The following is a 16436-nucleotide window of genomic DNA, read 5'->3' as shown; positions in this document are numbered from 1 at the left end:
GCACTAACTGATCGTTTCAGAATGAGGCCTTGGTCTGGCCTTTCGGCTGAGATGGTGCTCAGTGGTGCGACGGAACCGCCTGCCCTGCCTGCGCGTTGGCTCGACAGGACTTTGGGGGGAGAACGTTGTCGAGTTTGAGCTTCCCGTCGGCGCGGGCGGTCGGACGCGGGGCGGCCTGGTACCGCGGGGACTGCCATGTCCACTCCGTCCACTCGGACGGGGAACTCACCCCTGAAGAGTTGGCCGTTCGGGCGCGCGCCGCCAGGCTCGACTTCATCGCGACGACGGAGCACAACTCAGCCGCGGCCCCCGGTGCATGGGGGCATTTGGCCGCCGATGACTTCTTGATCGTCCTCGGTGAGGAAGTGACCACGAAGACCGGGCACTGGCTCGCGCTCGGCATCAATCCCGGCGAGGTCGTCGACTGGAACTACCAGGTCAGGGACGGATTGGTTGATAAGTTCCTGGACCAGGTCCATCGAGTAGGGGGCCTGTGCGTGGCCGCGCACCCGCATGCGCCCTACCCGTCGGGCAACTTCATGTTCCCCTTCCGGGGCTTCGACGTAGTAGAGGTGTGGAACGGACTGTGGACTTCGGACCGGCCCTGGAATGCTGACAACGAGGCAGCTCTGGCGGAGTGGGGGCGGAGCCTCGCGGCGGACATCCGCACGGGCTCGTGGCGACCGGCGATGGGAAACAGCGACACCCACCTGGAAGGGCAGATCGGCATCCCTCACACCGTGGTCTTCGCCGAGGAGCTGAGCACCGAGGCGGTCCTGGCCGGAATCCGTGCCGGCCGCAGCTGGATCGCCGAGTCGGCGGACGTGGACGTGTCGTTCACCGCCAATGCCGATGGTCGCGTTGTCGGGGTGGGCGAACGGCTCCCGACTCATGGTGGGCAGGTGGAATTGCAGGCAGCAGTACGAGGTGTGCCGGTGGGGACCGTCAGCTTCCACACCGATCGGGGGAAGGTTCACCGGGCGTCTCTCCCTGCTGACGGGGCGGGCGTGGTGCAGTGGGACACGACGGCGGAGCACTCAGCGTTCGTTCGCATTGAGGTCCGCCATTCCAACGGGCACGTCGCCGCACTCACCAATCCGATCATCCTCAACTGACCGCTCGCTTCATCGTGAGGTGCGCAGGCGACGGAGGCAGATGAGGCTGCAGGCCAGTTCGAGCAGGCCCTGATGGAGGTCTGCGCGTCTTTCGTAGCGGATCCGGAGCCGTTTGAACTGGTGCAGCCAAGCGAAGGCCCGTTCCACCACCCAACGCACCTTGCCGAGCCCTGAACCGTGGGCCACGCCGCGTCGGGCGATCATCGGCTTGATGCCGCGCCTCCACAGCAGGCGGCGGTACTTGTCGAAGTCGTAGCCCCGGTCGGCATACAGGTGCCGCGGCCTGCGGCGAGGCCGTCCTCGCAGCCCCCGGATCGGTGGAACCGCGTCGAGCAGCGGCAGCAACTGGGTGACATCGTGGCGGTTGCCGCCGGTGAGCGTGACGGCGAGCGGGGTTCCCTGCCGGTCGACTATCAGGTGATGCTTGGAACCGGGACGAGCGCGGTCGACCGGTGAGGGGCCGACGTGATCCCCTCTTTCAGGGCCCGGACATGCGAGCCGTCAACAGCACAGTGCTCAAGGTCCAGCAGGTCGGCGCGGCGCAAGTCGGCCAGCAAGGCTGCGTGCAGGCGCGGCCAGACGCCAGCCTCGGTCCAGTCCCGAAGGCGGCGCCAGGCCGTCACCCCGGAACAGCCGACCGTTTCGGCCGGGACGTCGCGCCAGGCGACACCGGTCCGCAGCACGAACATGACCCCGGCGAGTGCCGCCCGGTCGGGAACGCGCAGTCGGCCGGGGTAGCGGCGGCGACGCTCAGGAGCGGGCGGCAGGAGCGGAGCCACGCGCTCCCACAGGTCATCCGGAACAAGATCAGCACGCACCCGGACACCCTGCCCATGAAGATCACCGGGCACAAGACTTGCGAGTCAAGTCTTTCTGAAACGATCAGTAAGTCTCAACAACACAGCGTTACGGAAGCAAGATCCGCCAAGTACTGCGCTCGTCCGCCAAGTAAAAATCTCGGTCGCAGACACCCGAAGCCGTCCATTTCCCGCCCGTGCAAAGAATCCGAACGGGTTAAAAAAATGGGCTAAAGATTAGGGTAAATAGTGCTAGAGTGAGGGCACGAAAGGAGATCCACCCATGGCATCCGAGGAAGAGCTGTTCGCGAACATCGACGCCCTGCTGGAGGAGGAACCGCAGCTCCCGCCCCCGGCGGAGCGCGCCCGGCTGCGTCAGGCCGCCGGCATCACCCAGGCCCGCCTCGCGACCGCGCTGAAGTCGACCGTGCAGACGGTTAAGAACTACGAGAACGGCCGCTCCGAGCCGAAGTCGCCGCGCCTGGAGGCGTACCAGCGGCTACTGAACGGATGGGCCGCGAAGTACCCCGCCCACACCGTCCCCGCCGCCCCGGCCCCCGCGCCGCAGCCCGCCCCGGTGCCGCAGACGTTCACCGGCCCGGCCGCCCCCGAGCCGGAGACCACCGCGCCGGTGGAGGTCCCGGCCGCCCCCGAGCGTCCGGCCGCGCGCCCGGTGACGTCGTCCCGCCGCCCGGCGGCGAAGAAGGCCGCCAAGCCCGCGACCGACCCGCGCTTCCCCCACGGCCCGCTCGCCGTGCTGGACGGCGACGGCTCCGCCTACGGCGTCGACGGCATCGTGCTCGACTGTCCGGCCACCACCGTCCCGGAGCTGGTGGAGTGGACCCTCAAGGAGTCCGGCCTCGGCGCCGCGAAGCTCAACCGGTACGGCAAGGACAGCGACCCGCTGATCGTGCTCACCGCGGCCGCCGCTGTGAAGCTCGGGCTGCCCGAGCGCCTGGAGGGCCACGAGCAGCGCCGCTCCCTGCGCCTGCCCGAGGACCACCCCGTGGTCAAGCAGGTCGCCAAGGCGAAGTGGCAGCTCACCCAGCGCGGCTTCGGCCCGTGGGCGCGCATCTACCGCAAGGCGCAGGGCCGCGACCGGCAGTGCGTGCAGCTGGCGATCCTGTCCTGGGACGCCCTCGATGAACGGTCCTGGCCCGGAGTCTCCGAGATGGAGCCGGCCGACATCGCCCGCGTCCTCGGGGTGTACGCGACCCGGGTCATCACCCCGCGCGGCTCCACCGCCGTCTCCGGGCTGGAGCTGATGACCGCGCTGCGCCCGCCGACGAAGGCCGTGCAGGACCCGGAGACCGGGAACTGGGTCTCCGGCTACAACGCAGGCTCGCTCGGCACCGAGCCGATGGACCCGGCGCCGCCGGAGGCCACCCCGGAACACCCCGTCGTCGTGAACTCCGGCTGGGAAGGCGGCTTCTTGAACGAAGAGGCGTACCAGTGGGTGCGAGCGGTGGAGACGCTGTCCGATGAGGAGTGCACGCTGCCCTTCGCGGTCGGCCTGGACCTCAACACCGCGTTCCTCGCCGCCGCGGCCCGCCTGGTCGTCGGCCTCAGCGCCCCGGACCACTTCCACGCCCCGAAGTTCAACCCGAAGATCCCCGGGAGCTGGCTGGCGGACCTGTCCCACATCGAGCTGGACCCGCGCCTGCCCTCGCCGTTCACCCCGGACGGCACCCGTCCGACGGGCCCGGCCTGGTACCAGACGCACACCCTCGCCTACGCCCAGGAGCTCGGGCACGACGTGCACCCGATCGAGGCGTACCTGCGGCGCGAGACCGGCGCGTACCTCGACCCGTGGCACGACCGCCTCAAGAACGCCTACGTCGACACCCTCGCCGACATGGGCGTCACCAAGGACCTGGACGACCGCGCCTTCCTCGCCGCGATGGAGCAGCACAAGCAGAAGGACCCGGCCCTGGCCGCCGTCCTGTCCGCGATCAAGGCCACGGTCAAGGGCGGTGTCGGCAAGCTCCGTGAGCGCCCCCAGGGCAAGTCCTACAAGGAGGGCGAGACGTGGCCGGCCCTTCAGCGGCCGACCTGGCGCCCGGACATCCGGGCCGCCGTCATCAGCAAGGCCCGGGTCAACATGCACCGCAAGCTGAACAACATGGTCAAGATGACGGGGCTGTTCCCGCTCGCCGTGCTGTCCGACTGCGTCGTCTACCCCTCGCCGGGTGAGAGCCCGCTCGACTTCCTCCCGTACGCCGCGTCCGGCAAGCCGCAGCCCGGCGCCTTCCGCCTCGGGCCCACGCCCGGCCTGGCGAAGCTGGAAGGCGTCCAGTCGATGCTGTGGGCGGTCGACCTGATGGAGAAGGGCCTCAACCCGGCCCGCCACATCAAGGGCGGCGACGCCGTCCTGGACGAAGGGGAGTAGGCCATGGGGGAGATCGAGGACGCCATCGAGCGTGCCGACCGGGAGGCGTTCACCCGGGAGCCGCCCAAGACCCTCCAGGGCCGCATCAACTTCCTGATGAAGCAGCTCAAGACGACCAAGGCCGTCGCGGCGGAGCTCGGGGTCAGCCAGCGGTCGGTGGAGCGTTACCGCAAGGGCGAGCGGAAGCACCCGCCCAAGGACATCGCCGCGAAGATCGACGACGCCGTCCGGTCCCGCTGGCAGCCCCAGGTCCGCAAGCGTCGGCGGAAGCAGGCCGCCGCCACCGGGATCACGGTGGAGACGCGGGCCCGGTTCGGCTACACCGCGCCGGTCGGCACGACCGACGACGGACGCTTCCGACGCCTCACCGTCCGTCTCCCCGCGACGTACGCGCAGCGCCTGTTCGACGCCCGCGACGCGGGGGAGAGCGACCAGAAGATGCGTGAAATCATCGCCGAAGGATTTAAGGACGTGTATTTCCAGGACAGTGGTGGCCGCGCTATGGGACTGTCGGAGGTCGAAATCAACAACATCGACTACCTGGATCTCGACTACTGAATTCGGAGCCCTTGTATGGCGAGCATCAATTACCCGTGAGCCGAAGCACGATAGTTGTCACTGAGGCAGGAGGTCTGTCACCTGTGGTCGGGTAGCCGGAGACCATTGCTGATCTCCGGCCCCCTCAGAACCGGACGTGCGACGTTAACCGCATCCGGCTCAAGCAAGCCACGAGGGCTTCGCAGGTCAGCAGGGTTACGTGGTCCGTTTGCCGTCGCCAGCGTGGTGCTGGCGACGGCATTCGGAGTGCACGAGACGAAGGTTGCTCCGCTCGTCCCCGCCGCCGTCTCGCCGGTAGGTGAAGTGATGCTTGTGGAGCATCTTCTTCGAGGCCGCGAACCAGTTGATCCACTCGCGTGGGCTGTCCGGTTCGTACTCGGCTCCGGCGATCAGCGCCTGTTTGCAGAGAGGACAAAGTCCCTGCTGCCGGACCGCCAGGAGAAGACTCGTCTTGTCCATCGGCGGTGGCGCTTTCTTTCGGCGGCGGTTCCGCCAGTACTCGGTCAGAGCGGGGTTGTCCGGGGACGCTCCGCCCTTGACGAGCTGGTGGCGGACGATGCCGGTCCAGGCGAATTTGATGAGGAAGGCGCCACTGTCGCGGTCGCCGAACACCCACCGGTCTCGCCGGGACGGGTGGAACCTGCCGAAGTACCGGTCCACGACCCAGTGCCTCGACTTGTTGCGGTGGCGACGTCTGGCCCATTTGAAGGTCAGCCGCCACATGTAGTGATCCAGCGACGAGAACGTCGTCGTGGATGCCACCCCCCGGTAGTAGGCCGCCCAACCTTGAACGATCGGAATCAGCCTGCGCAACACGGCCTCGGCATTGGCCCCGTGGAGGGCCTTCACCTCGGTCCGTAGTCGCGCCCGGAGCCTCGCGCAAGCCGCTGCGCTTGGTTTAATGATCAGCTTTCCGCCCGTGCGGCGGACGGTGAAGCCGAGGAAGTCGAACCCCTCATCCAGGTGGACGACCTGGGTCTTCTCCTCGTTGAAGCGAAGCCCCCTCGGCTCCAGCCAGTCCTCCAACCGGGCCCTGACCTGGTTCATCTGGGCTTCGTCGTGACAGAGCACGACTGTCCTGTCTCAGATGAGTCCGGGTAGTGCAGGCTCCTGACCTGGGGCGCCCGGATTTATCTGATACGTCTGGGGTGCGATTGTCTCGGACGAGTCCGGGTATTTCGGCGCGAGGCGCCGCCTGGGTTGGGGCCAGGGTCAGTCCCACCAGAGCACGACGAGCAGGTGGCGCTTTGCCGCGTCGAGGTAGAAGTCACGCAGGGCGTTGAAGTGCTTCCGCAGGTACTCGCGCGGGCCGTCGATGATGTGTTCGGCCCCGTGGCTAGGTATCCGGCTTCGCGGTCGTCGGTGGGCAGGGCAGCCAGGAGGGAGGGCATATCGATCTGGTCGAGCAACTCGGAGACACGCACCACTTGAGTGCTGGACAGAGCCGTAGGGGCAGGCCCGAACGGGCCGATGGCGTGCGGGTGCGTATTGAGGAAGCCGAGGTCGAGAGCGGTGTCGCCATCGATGGCCCGACGGAGAGCGTCGAGGCGAACCTCATCGAGTCTGGACACCTCGCCCAGGTGCGCAAGCATGACCGGCGCCCAGTCCAAGTCCAGCATGTCCGATACCGGCGGATCCCAGCGAGGATCACCGTCCGGTGACGCGCTGGCTGACTGGCGGCAGGCGGCAGGCGGCAGGCGGCAGGCGGCAGGCGGCAGGCGGCAGGCGGCAGGCGGCAGGCGGCAGGCGGCAGGCGGCAGGCGGCAGGCGGCAGGCGGCAAGATACTCCGCCGGAATGCGGGCGAGCTGCTGGGTGACGGCCATGATGGCAGTATCTCGGCGATGTCCACCGGATTCTCTGTCGCTCGCTTGGGGCCAAGCACGATCAGCGGGACCACCCACGGTCACCGCCCCCACGGGGATCTGTGACTGCCAGGGTGGGGAATTCGTGACCGTCGACAGCACCTTCGCCGCGTGGAAGGAGCAAGGTGCTCAGTCCTCGCCGACTTGCAGGAGTGCGACAACGAATCCGCCTCCCCGGCCGACGACTACGCCGTCGAAGGTGTGCCTGGTGACCGGATTCCAAGCACGTCCGTCCGCCCAGGGGCCGTCGATGTTGGAGAACCATTCCGACCCCGGCCCCAGAATCGACATCGCCTTCGTCGCAGCCCGCCTTGCGTGGGCGAGGTCGCGCCGCGGGTGTCCGGGGAATACCAGGCTGTCGGTGGAGAGGTTGACCATCAACTCGGTTGCTGTGGCACACGTGACCGGACGGAGTGCCGCCTCGATCTCCTTGATCGTGGTCGGTCCGGTGGCGCCCCTTACCGCCTCGTGAACCCAGTCGGCTTCAGCGGCCTTCGCGAGGTCGTGGACATGGTGCGCGAGGTCACCTCCCGAACTCCAGCACCAGCGCGAGTAGACAGTCTCCTCGCTGGCCAGGGAGGAGACGAGCGCTTCGAGGAGGTCTGCATCGTCCATGGCTGCATCCTCGCAGGACCGGTTCGAGTGAGAGCTTGCGGATGCCCCACGTCAACTTCTGCGGGATCCCCGGGTTCAAGGACGGCGACTCATGGCTGCTTCGATGTCTCGTGCGGTCTCGCCCAGTTCCTTGAAGAACCACGGTTTGCTGGTCCTGCGGAGGATCTTCTCCTGGGGCAGCCGTCGGATGAACTCCGCCCTGAACTCCAAGTACTCGCTGCCTTCGGAGAGCGCGAGGCGGCGCCAGTGAGGGGAGGCGTAGAGCGATATGGCTTCCACGACCTCGGGGTAGACAGCGACGTATCGGCGGGGGTCCCAGACCTGAGCGTAGGAGTCGGCGCCCATGGTTTCGAGTCGTCGGTGCCGGTCGCTGAGGCGGTAGCCGCGTGCGAGGACAGCCGCCCAGAGTGCGGAGCAGTGCTCGTAGCAGGCGTCGAGCACGACGTGTCCATGTCTGCGTAGGAGCCGGTAGTGGCGGCGTTGGGCGTGGACCACGTCGGTGAGTCCGGAGAGATCGATTTGTTGGTGGTAGTAGTCGACGGCTTTGCCGATCCAGAGTTTGTGGCGGAGACAGACGTGATCGTGGAGGTGGGACTTCCAGGGGCACTGTCACGTTGGCTGGCCGGGTGGGATGGTCTTCTGGTTGGTCGTGCCGGGGAGGGATTCGTTCGTGTCGTCCGCGTCGCCGTCGTACAAGGGCCACCGGTACCCGGTGGAGGTTCGCGCACGCGGTATGGCTGTACTTCCGCTTCCCGCTGTCCTTCCGCGAGGTCGAGGAGCTGATGCTCGAGCGCGGCGTCATCGTCTCCTACGAGACCATCCGCCGCTGGTCCGCCAAGTTCGGCCAGGCCTACGCGGACGGACTGCGCCGCCGTCGGCCACGGCCCGGGGACAAGTGGCACCTGGACGAGGTCTTCGTGAAGATCAACGGAGAGCAGAAGTACCTGTGGCGGGCCGTCGACCAGGACGGCAACGTGCTCGACATCCTCCTGCAGAGCCGCCGGGACAAGGCCGCGGCAGGACGCTTCTTCCGCCGCCTGATGAAGAAGACCCGTACGGTGCCGCGGGTGGTCGTCACCGACAAGCTCCGCTCCTACGGCGCGGCGCACCGCGAGGTCATGCCCTCGGTGGAACACCGCTCCCACAAGGGCCTGAACAACCGGGCCGAGAACAGTCATCAGCCCACCCGGCAGCGCGAACGCGCCATGAAGGGATTCCGCTCCGTCGGCGGGGCCCAGCGGTTCCTGTCCGCGTTCAGCGGCATCTCACCCCACTTCCGCCCTCACCGCCACCTGATGAAAGCCTCCGACCACCGAGCCGAGATGACCGTCCGCTTCGCGATCCGGGACCAGATCACCGGCACTGCCGGCCGGCCCACCACGGCCTGACCACAGGCCCGGACCGCAGGCCCCACCAGGCCACGACGCACCGTCAGGCACCTGCAACCCAACAACGTGACAGCACCCTGCGTCGGTCACGGTGACTGTCCAGCGAGTCCACCCGCCGCAGCATGCCCTCGTGCCGGCGTCCACTGTGGGGCACCGGGACAGCACGTGGTCCCGGTCCCCTCGCGGAGACGGGCGCCGTCCCTGGGACGGCCAGCAGACATAGGTCTCTTCGGCCGGCCGGGATCCGGACGAGGATAGCTGCGTCAAGACGGCACTATCTCGTTTCTGCGCTTCCCCTGCGAACGGGGGGTCTTCTCCCCCACCCGTCGCGGCTCGATCGTCCGCGGGTCGACCGCCTCGCCCGGGGCGCCCTCCTTGTAGAGGCCCTCGGGCTCGTTCGGCCTGTCGTGGGGCAGCAGGAAGAACGTGCGGCGCTGGAAGAGGCCGCTGTCGGGGTTGGCCTCGGCGTCCTTGTCGAGCTCCGCGTAGCCGACCATGCGTCCGTCACGGGCGTAGCGGGGCTTCCCGCCGCGGCGGGCGCTCTTGTCGAGCGCCTGACGGACGTAGTCGAGTTCGTCGAGGTCCTCCAGCCACACCACGTTCGCTTCGTGTGCGAGCTGGCTTTTATGCAGCAGCGAGCTCATGGACGCAGCTCCTTGTCGGTGATGTGGTGGTGCTTGCGGATACTCGGTACGTACCGGGCAGTGCGGTGATCTGGAACGTTCCCATAGTAAGACGATGCCCGGATCCTGGGCAGAAAGCCGTAGCGCCTCATGAGCGCCCACCTGCCGGGCCGTCAGGACGGACGATGTCGTCCTTCAGCAACGCCAGGGCGGGGTAGTATTTCTTGCCGCTGGATTTCAGCATCTCGGCGGGGGACGCGAGGCCGACCTCCTGCCGGATGCGGCCGGCGAAGGCCCGGGCGGTGTCGGCCCGGATCCCCTCCGAGCTGCACCAGCCGGTGTACGTCCCGTAGAGAAGACCCTGTTCGACGCGCAGGTCCCCGGTGTCCGGTCCCTGGCGCAGGCAGCACTCCCCCAGAAAGCGTCCGATGTGGTCCTCGGTGGTCTCGTACGCGGCCGTGGCCAGACGTACGGAGGACGGACCGCTCAGCGGATCGCGGGTGGTGAGGTAGCGGATCGCGCCCTGGATGAGCCAGTGCAGGATGCCCGGGCCTTCTTCCTGGACGAGTTCGCCGGCCAGGTTGTCGATCTTCCGGTCGGCTGCGACGACGCGTTCGAAGGGGATGAGTCGGATACGGCGCCAGAACGCGTGCCCGCCCGTTCCGACCTCGGGCTGGTGGTTGCCCAGCAACCAGAGCTTGTGGGTCGGGGTGAAACTGAAGTAGTCCTGCCGCATGCGGCGGGCCTTGATCTTGTCGCCGCCGGTAAGGAGCTTGACCCGGGCCTCGTCGAACTTGTCGTTGGGCTTGAGCTCGCTGCAGACGAAGATGCGGCGACCGTGCAGCTCCGTCAGTTCCGTCGAGTGCTCGGCGAAGTTGCCCTTGTCCATCAGGAAGCCGGGCGGGGCCGCGTCGGCGTAGTCCCCCATGACCTGGATCATGACGTCCAGAAGGACGGACTTGCCGTTGGCGCCCTTGCCCCAGAGGAAAGGCAGGACCTGCGCGCCGACATCGCCGGTGATGGAGTACCCGAGCAGCAGGTGCAGGAAGTCGATCATCTCCTGGCCCTTGGCGTCGTCGCCGAAGGTGTCGTCCAGGAAGGCGTGCCAGCGCGGGGTCGGCATCGCCTGGGGGGCAACCTGCGTAGCTCGCGAGTGGAGGTCCCGCATCGGATCGGGCTTGCGCAGGCGGCCGTTACGCAGATCGACGACACCCGCGGGCGTACACAGGGAATAGGCGTCGCCGTCGAGGACATCGGGGTCGAGGCTGAGTACGGGCGCGGCCTTCGCCTGGTGGAGCAGCGCCTTCATACCGCTCGTGGACATGGTCCGCCGCCGGTGCTGGGCGATCTCACGGTCGCTGAAGATGTTTCGGGGGTCGGTGGGCGACATCTGCTCGGCCATGTCGCCCGCGGCCCACAGTGCGGCCTTCTCCCCGCCCACCCGCTTCCACCGGAACTGATCCCAGCAGTACCAGCCAAGGCCTTCGACATGACGGAACTGGTCGCTGTAGAGCTGGGCGAAGAGCTTCGCGTTACCGCGGTCGGTGAGCATGGGCGGCAGCAGAGCCGGAGGCTCGGTCGCGGCAGGCGCCTGCGCCTGCTGGGGAGGAACCCATGCGGGGACTGCGCCCTCGAGGTCGAGCATCTGCTGAGCGGCGGCAGCTGCATCGAAGCGGCTGCTCTCGGCGCTACTCATGCGAGTCCTTTGGGGTGGAACGGGCGGCTGGCGCCTGCGGAAAGGGCTGCGTCGATGATCGTCTCATTACGGCGGTTCTGGTGGGGACGAGCATAGTGAGCGGCTTCTGCCAGCTCTTGGCGGGCTTCGGCCTGATTCAGGTGTCCTGCTGCGGCTAGCCCTCCCGCCGTGAACGCCGCTCGGTTGAGTTTCTCCGTGAAGCCGGTTCCCTCGGCGTGGGCCGCACATTCACGAACGGTCTCGATGAGCGGCTGCAAGAGCGCCTGAGCGCCGCCGGTTCGAGGGCCCCGGGCATATCCGCGCGACCGCGGAACGGGAACTGGGGATTCCTGTGTGGCATGCCCTGCGACATGCCCCGTACGCGTCAGTTCGGCAGTCAGCCATGCAGGCAGGGGGGCAGGGTCCCGTACTGCCCCCACAGGCGTGTAGACGCCCGCAGAGGTACGGGTGGTGGGGGCCACGATGTATCCACCGTGGGCTCGTACGTCGACCTGCCACGCGAGCGCGGTCCTGGGGCTGGAACCAGTGGACGAGCGGAAGCGGACATCGGGTTCCGGATTGACGTACCAGATGTGCAACCCCCCGGACGGGGTGCGGACGCGCAGAGTGCTCTCGTCCTCAGCCGGGTTCGGTTCCTGACGGTAGGCGGCGAGAAGGGCCAGAGTATCGAAGCCTGAGGCCAGCCCAGCCAGATTGACCTGTTCCGGGATCCGGATGCCCGGCAGGAGCCGGTTGCGGTCAGGGACCTGCGCAGCATGGGCGTCGACGTCCAGGACGACAAGATGAGCCGGCCCACATGACACACCCACGCCGGCACGGGGCTCCCGGCTCCACCAGACATCGATCAGGGCGAGGTCGGTTGTTGCGCTGTGGAAGCCGTGACACCACCGGCCTTGTTCATGGCAGGGACAGCGCGAGGGTTCGTGACTGCGGACACGGCACTGCTGGCAGTTGGCGGCCGGCGTCTTGCGTCCTGGCGCGAGCGGGTGAACAGGCCACTGATGGCCTGCCAGCCACCGGGCCACCTCCACGGGTCCCGGCTGCGGCGCGACTCCGAACGAGGCGCTGTCGGCGGGGCGCTGCACTGTTCGTCGGTCCGTTCCTCTTGTGTGGCCAGGATTGGGTTCCTCAGCTGAGCCTCGGGCGTTTTCCCTGGTCAGGGATGACCGCTCGAGGGACTGAGGGACTGAAGGGACTGACTTTCCCTTATAGCGGGCCGAGCCTAGCGCACCGGCCCGTCCCCCGTGGGAGGCATGAGCACTTATTGCAGAATCGGTCCCTTCGGTCCCTCGCATCAAGATTCCGGATCGGGTGCGGAAGTGACCTGCCCGTCGGACGGAAGCTGAGGGACTGAAAGCCTGCGAGGCGCGAGGGACTCATCGGCCCCTATTCAGTCCCCATGATGTTTCCGCAGGTCAGAGCACCTACCTGCCGGAAAGGAGGGACTGAAGGGACTCATTTCTCTAGTTATGAGCTCACCAGGATATGTAAGGGTCAGTCTTACGTACGCGCGCATACACGCGCCTGCACGCAGGTGGAACAGGGAGTTTCGGTCCCTTCAGTCCCTTCGGTCCCGAGCAGATCGCTCTGACCTGGTCTTTTAGGGAGGGACTGAAGGAGAGAGGGACTGAAAAAGCCCGGTCCCCGCTGGAACTTCACAGCGCAGAGCACGCGTTGCGAGGGGAAACGAGCCGGATAACTGCTCCCCGGCAGGTTCCTGCGTATCCACTGTCGCTAGTCTGCCCGGATGCGTGATGGGGGAAGCAAGGACGACAGCCAGGGCTCGCGCGCTGACGAAGACGGCGGCCCGGCGCCCGGAGGCAGGCTACGCAGTTTGAGGGAGCACCGGCTGGCCGTCTCCGCGGTGGCATTCGTGGTCCTGGGGGGCGGGGTGACGATTCCCCTTGTCCTGACCGGTTCGGATGGCCCCGAGCAGGCCTGCCACCGCCTGGCGGCCTCGACCCGCGCTCTGGTGGATGACCCCCGGGCAGCGACCGAGGCTCTTGACCCTGGGGACGATCTCGCCCGCATCGGATCGGCACGGAAGCTCCTGGCACACAACAGTGTGTGCGGTGACGGTGCACAGGTCCTCGGGCGCATCGTGGACGGTGCCACAGGCTCCCCAGCCCCCGGCAGGCCGCACACCGTGGCCCAAGCGCGGGCAGCCTATGCGGTGGTTGCCGCCGTGCACGACGTCGAGCTCCCCGAGGGCCTAGCGCCGGGTCTGGCCCGCATGGTGGCGGAGTACGTGGTGGACGCGGGAGAGAACAGAGGATGGGGCGGAGACGAGCTCCCCGGGCCGGCCATCCCGCCCGAGAAGGCGCGGCCCGATGCCGAGGGCTGGTCGAAGTTCGGCCGTTTCCTTGCCCCTGATGAGGCGCACTCCGTCTTCGGTTACGCCGACAGCAGCCGTGACGCGGATGCGGACATTGAGTCCCTGGTCGCAGAGCTCAGCAAGGATCCGGAGGCGTTCGCGATTCTCTACGACGCCGAGCGGGCCAATTTCGCGCACTACCTCGAGCGGCTCACCGACGACGGCGCCGACCCGGACTTCCGTCCCCCGTCGCGCCCGGACAGCCTCTCCACCACGACGGCCGGGCCCGACAACGACCTTCAAGACGTCGCCGGCCGCATAGGCACGCTCATGAAACACCGTGCCGGATACGCAAGGGACGGGACCATCCCCGATCTCGCCGCGTTCGACAAAGCCGTACGTCGGCACACCCGCGGCGCTTTTCGTCCCGACGAGAAGCGGCTGGATTCGCGCCCGGTCATGGGCGACATAGCGGACCGTCCGGTGTCAGGGGCGGTGGACGGCGATCTCATGGACGGCCGGCACCAGCTGATCACTGTGCTGGACGCCTGGGCGAAGGACCGCGGTGTGCCTGCGCGGCGGGCCGCCGCGATGAAGCAGTTGATGGATGAGTCCTATGTCCGCGGACTGTGGCTGCGGTTCTGAGTCCGTCCCAGTCCACTTTCAGGCCGATGGCCCGTCAGAAGTGGAATCGGAGGCCGGTGCAGCCTCGCCGGTGCACCTCGTCCTGAGCGAACAGCTTCAGCATCCGCTGTCTGGCCGCGACATCGACCCCTGGAATGCTCTGTGTCCCCACGAGCGCGTAGTTGGCGGCCTCGCCCTCACACTGCGCGGTGGCGGTCATCGACCGGGGCGTACCGTGGTTCTCGTTGGCTGTCAGGCGGTTGCTCCAGTCGCCGTACCAGGAGGCGAAGGCGAGCCTGGAGGGATCCTGCGTGTTCTCTCCGTCCCCGGCGGAGATCAGGTCGCAACGGCCGCTGGGTGCTGCATCGTTGGCCCCCACGGAGACCTGCCAGTTACCGCCGGCAGGCAGTCCCGCTCCGGTCACCCACCCGCAGGGCGTCCCCTCGGCCTGCGCCATCGGCACCCTCTTCGGATCGTCCAACGGGGTGGCCAGCGGCGCTCTCCGCTCCGGAGCCTTCAGGGGCTCCGCGCCGCAGCCGAGCTTGTCCGAAGCCATGCCGGTGAGGGCCACCGCCATCCGATGGGCGGCTCCGGGGACTCCAGTGAGGGTGTTCCGACCCATGTGGATGTCGACTAGGAGCTTGCGCTTCCTGCCGTCGTCGTCCGCAGTCAGGTCCGGGCAGGGCACGAGCAGACGAATGGCTCCGTACTGGTCCACGAACCCGGGCAGCCCGTCCGGCAGCGGGCTCTGCTGGTCGAATCCGTTCTCGGTGAAGACGGACATCAACTCCCGGTCCTGATCATCACGCCGGGTGTACGCGGCCACCGAGACGAACCGCTTTCCGTCCGCGTCCCCGCCCGCGAGGGTGACCTCACAGGTGTAGGAGCCGAGCCCTTCCGTGGTCCTGGACTCCTGGGAGTCCAGGAGGGAATCCTCCGGCGTCAACTGCTTCACGGCGTCCCGGGGAAGCCCTTCGCCGCAGGCGTTCCGGATCAACGCCCACTCCTTCACGTAGGGCTGCGCCACATAGCCGCCCACGCCCAGGACGACAGCTGCCGCCACAGATACCTTCACCCAGCGCCGCATCGTCCCCGCCCCCGTCGCACCGACCACGCTTCGGCCCCCACTGGGGCCGTAGGTACCCTACTGGCCGAGAGGCCGCGCCCTGTCCCCGGGACGGGGAAAGGGCGCGAGCCCCCTTTTATAGGCAACACTCTGGGCGGCGTTGTCACGTTGTCGGGGGGCGGTGCGTCAGGGCGTGGTCGAGGCGGCTGTCGGCTGTCGGTCAGGCCGTGGCGCGCAGGCCGGCGGCGCTGGTGGCGAGTGGTTCTCGCCGGGCACCGTCGAGGAACTGCTGCCCGACCCGCACCTACGCGCCCGCTTCTGCGCAGAGCTTCCCAACGTTCCCCTGGCCTACTTCGAGGAGCGCGCCCCGACACATCCAGGCCCCTCCCCCTCCCGGAGTGCCTACCTGCAGTTGAGCGATGCCTACGAGGCCGAAGCTCTCCAGGCCAAGCGGGAAGGCTGGCGCGTCAATCATCGAACCGCACACCATCTGACCATGCTCACCGAACCGCAGGAGATCAGCACAGCGCTGGAGGAACTGATCGACGGTCTTGTGCACTGACGGGGTCCGGATGCCGGATGCGCGGGCGTACCGGCATCTCGCGGATGGCCCCGGAGCTGCTGGCCAGGACCTCGCGCAGCGCGCAGAGTGCCGCCCGTGAAAAGCCCTCGGCGACGTCGAGTTGGCCACAGCCGAGTGAGTCGACTGGTACAACCACACCCGACTCCACGGTGAGATAGGCCACGTCCCGCCCGCCGAATACGAAGCCGTCCACTACCAGCAGCAGCAAAATCCGCAGGTCACAGCCACAATCTAGAGTCTCCATCAAACCCGGAACGATTCAGTCTTGGCACGGGTGCCATTGCGTGAGTTGCCGCCGTTCTTCCCGGCGGGATCGTGCTTGCCATAGCCGAGGTGATCGGTGATCTCGCCCTCGAGGGCCGACTCCAGGAGCCGCTTGGTCAGCTGCTGGAGCAGCCCGCCCTCGCCGGTCAGCTGAAGGCCCTCGGCCTGAGCCCGGCCCACCAGCTCGTCAATCAGCCGGTCGTCCACAGACTTCGCCGACACCGCCTCAGACGGCTCGACGGTCTCGACCTCGGTCACGTTATTGCTGGTCATCGATGCATCTTCCATGATCGGGAGTTACACCGAACGTAACGTTTTACAGTCCCTATGACGGTCGGCGTCCTTCGCGGCAGGATCGTTCTCTGGGAAGCGCATAACGTGTGTTTAGAGTCCGGTCGCGAAACGGGCCGATCCTTAGGATCGTTCCTGACGAAGAATCGAACGCCTCGAACACGTGCTGGCGCCGGAGGGGCGTCGCGCCTGGTCCACGACAAGCTCACTTCTGAGTCGCCAAGAGGTCAGTTGAGCTCGTCCGACCTGG

At 67.5% G+C, this 16436-nt stretch carries 14 protein-coding genes and 2 pseudogenes; 6 read left to right on the top strand and 10 right to left on the bottom strand.

Annotation, left to right across the window (positions count from 1 at the left end; all coding sequences use genetic code 11):
- The first annotated feature begins 134 nt into the window (after window positions 1–134).
- Window positions 135–1115, top strand: a complete 981-nt coding sequence (locus tag OG953_RS43925) for a CehA/McbA family metallohydrolase (RefSeq protein WP_331736170.1) — start codon at window positions 135–137, stop codon at window positions 1113–1115.
- Between the two features lie 9 nt (window positions 1116–1124).
- Here OG953_RS43925 and OG953_RS43920 read toward each other — a convergent pair.
- Window positions 1125–1933, bottom strand: a protein-coding gene (locus OG953_RS43920) for an IS5 family transposase (RefSeq protein WP_405692628.1) whose coding sequence is annotated in 2 segments (ribosomal slippage) — window positions 1125–1604 and window positions 1607–1933 — 807 coding nt in all. Because the reading frame shifts where the segments join, the coding sequence is not laid out codon by codon here.
- A 262-nt stretch (window positions 1934–2195) separates the two neighbouring features.
- On the opposite strand from OG953_RS43920, the gene tap reads away from it, so the two are divergent.
- Complete coding sequence (tap, locus tag OG953_RS43915) at window positions 2196–4301, top strand: telomere-associated protein Tap (RefSeq protein ID WP_331735828.1); 2106 nt, start codon at window positions 2196–2198, stop codon at window positions 4299–4301.
- Between the two features lie 3 nt (window positions 4302–4304).
- Complete coding sequence (gene tpg / locus OG953_RS43910; RefSeq protein WP_331735825.1) at window positions 4305–4859, top strand: telomere-protecting terminal protein Tpg; 555 nt, start codon at window positions 4305–4307, stop codon at window positions 4857–4859.
- A gap of 195 nt (window positions 4860–5054) precedes the next feature.
- Here tpg and OG953_RS43905 read toward each other — a convergent pair whose 3' ends face one another.
- The 4 genes from OG953_RS43905 to OG953_RS43890 all read right to left on the bottom strand — a co-directional run bounded on the left by OG953_RS43905 (window position 5055) and on the right by OG953_RS43890 (window position 7832).
- Window positions 5055–5906: a group II intron maturase-specific domain-containing protein gene (locus OG953_RS43905; protein ID WP_405692626.1), complete on the bottom strand. Its 852-nt coding sequence runs from the start codon at window positions 5904–5906 to the stop codon at window positions 5055–5057.
- Window positions 5907–6506: 600 nt separating this feature from the next.
- Complete coding sequence (locus tag OG953_RS43900) at window positions 6507–6683, bottom strand: hypothetical protein (protein WP_331735820.1); 177 nt, start codon at window positions 6681–6683, stop codon at window positions 6507–6509.
- A gap of 168 nt (window positions 6684–6851) precedes the next feature.
- Window positions 6852–7337, bottom strand: coding sequence for a hypothetical protein (locus OG953_RS43895; RefSeq protein WP_331735817.1), 486 nt, complete (start codon window positions 7335–7337; stop codon window positions 6852–6854).
- 75 nt (window positions 7338–7412) lie between these two features.
- Complete coding sequence (locus tag OG953_RS43890) at window positions 7413–7832, bottom strand: hypothetical protein (protein ID WP_331735815.1); 420 nt, start codon at window positions 7830–7832, stop codon at window positions 7413–7415.
- A 136-nt stretch (window positions 7833–7968) separates the two neighbouring features.
- On the opposite strand from OG953_RS43890, the pseudogene OG953_RS43885 reads away from it, so the two are divergent.
- Window positions 7969–8725 (top strand): annotated as a pseudogene (locus OG953_RS43885) (IS6 family transposase).
- Between the two features lie 263 nt (window positions 8726–8988).
- Here the strand turns inward: OG953_RS43885 and OG953_RS43880 are convergent.
- From OG953_RS43880 to OG953_RS43870, 3 genes are all read right to left on the bottom strand, one after another.
- Entirely contained in the window at window positions 8989–9369 is a 381-nt protein-coding gene (locus tag OG953_RS43880) for a DUF6009 family protein (protein WP_331735812.1), read from the bottom strand.
- A gap of 127 nt (window positions 9370–9496) precedes the next feature.
- Window positions 9497–11044, bottom strand: a complete 1548-nt coding sequence (locus OG953_RS43875) for a phage/plasmid primase, P4 family (RefSeq protein WP_331735809.1) — start codon at window positions 11042–11044, stop codon at window positions 9497–9499.
- On the bottom strand, window positions 11041–12069 hold the full coding sequence (locus tag OG953_RS43870; RefSeq protein ID WP_331736168.1) for a bifunctional DNA primase/polymerase: 1029 nt from the start codon (window positions 12067–12069) through the stop codon (window positions 11041–11043). The genes OG953_RS43875 and OG953_RS43870 overlap by 4 nt, the downstream gene beginning before the upstream one ends.
- An 809-nt stretch (window positions 12070–12878) precedes the next feature.
- On the opposite strand from OG953_RS43870, the gene OG953_RS43865 reads away from it, so the two are divergent.
- Window positions 12879–14003 carry a hypothetical protein gene (locus tag OG953_RS43865; protein WP_405692622.1) on the top strand — a complete coding sequence of 375 codons (1125 nt, stop codon included), beginning with the start codon at window positions 12879–12881 and terminating at the stop codon, window positions 14001–14003.
- A 34-nt stretch (window positions 14004–14037) separates the two neighbouring features.
- Here the strand turns inward: OG953_RS43865 and OG953_RS43860 are convergent, their stop codons facing one another.
- Window positions 14038–15057 (bottom strand): hypothetical protein, encoded by a 1020-nt coding sequence (locus tag OG953_RS43860; RefSeq protein ID WP_405692620.1) that lies wholly within the window; start codon window positions 15055–15057, stop codon window positions 14038–14040.
- 184 nt (window positions 15058–15241) lie between these two features.
- Between OG953_RS43860 and OG953_RS43855 the strand changes: the two genes are divergently transcribed.
- On the top strand, window positions 15242–15610 hold the full coding sequence (locus OG953_RS43855; RefSeq protein ID WP_405692619.1) for a hypothetical protein: 369 nt from the start codon (window positions 15242–15244) through the stop codon (window positions 15608–15610).
- A 282-nt stretch (window positions 15611–15892) separates the two neighbouring features.
- Here OG953_RS43855 and OG953_RS43850 read toward each other — a convergent pair.
- A pseudogene (locus tag OG953_RS43850) lies at window positions 15893–16168 on the bottom strand (transposase); the annotation flags it as partial.
- Window positions 16169–16436: the final 268 nt, after the last annotated feature.

The sequence above is a fragment of the Streptomyces sp. NBC_00057 genome, from assembly GCF_045041165.1.
Classification (GTDB): domain Bacteria; phylum Actinomycetota; class Actinomycetes; order Streptomycetales; family Streptomycetaceae; genus Streptomyces.
Note: the sequence above shows the minus strand (reverse complement) of the source record. Positions and strands in the feature narration are given on the sequence as shown.

Coding starts and splice junctions, on each gene's coding strand:
- OG953_RS43895 (WP_331735817.1), bottom strand. CDS start 7,337: ATGGACGATGCAGACCTCCTCGAAGCGCTCGTCTCCTCCCTGGCCAGC.
- tap (WP_331735828.1), top strand. CDS start 2,196: ATGGCATCCGAGGAAGAGCTGTTCGCGAACATCGACGCCCTGCTGGAG.
- OG953_RS43880 (WP_331735812.1), bottom strand. CDS start 9,369: ATGAGCTCGCTGCTGCATAAAAGCCAGCTCGCACACGAAGCGAACGTG.
- OG953_RS43900 (WP_331735820.1), bottom strand. CDS start 6,683: ATGGCCGTCACCCAGCAGCTCGCCCGCATTCCGGCGGAGTATCTTGCC.
- OG953_RS43905 (WP_405692626.1), bottom strand. CDS start 5,906: ATGAACCAGGTCAGGGCCCGGTTGGAGGACTGGCTGGAGCCGAGGGGG.
- tpg (WP_331735825.1), top strand. CDS start 4,305: ATGGGGGAGATCGAGGACGCCATCGAGCGTGCCGACCGGGAGGCGTTC.
- OG953_RS43875 (WP_331735809.1), bottom strand. CDS start 11,044: ATGAGTAGCGCCGAGAGCAGCCGCTTCGATGCAGCTGCCGCCGCTCAG.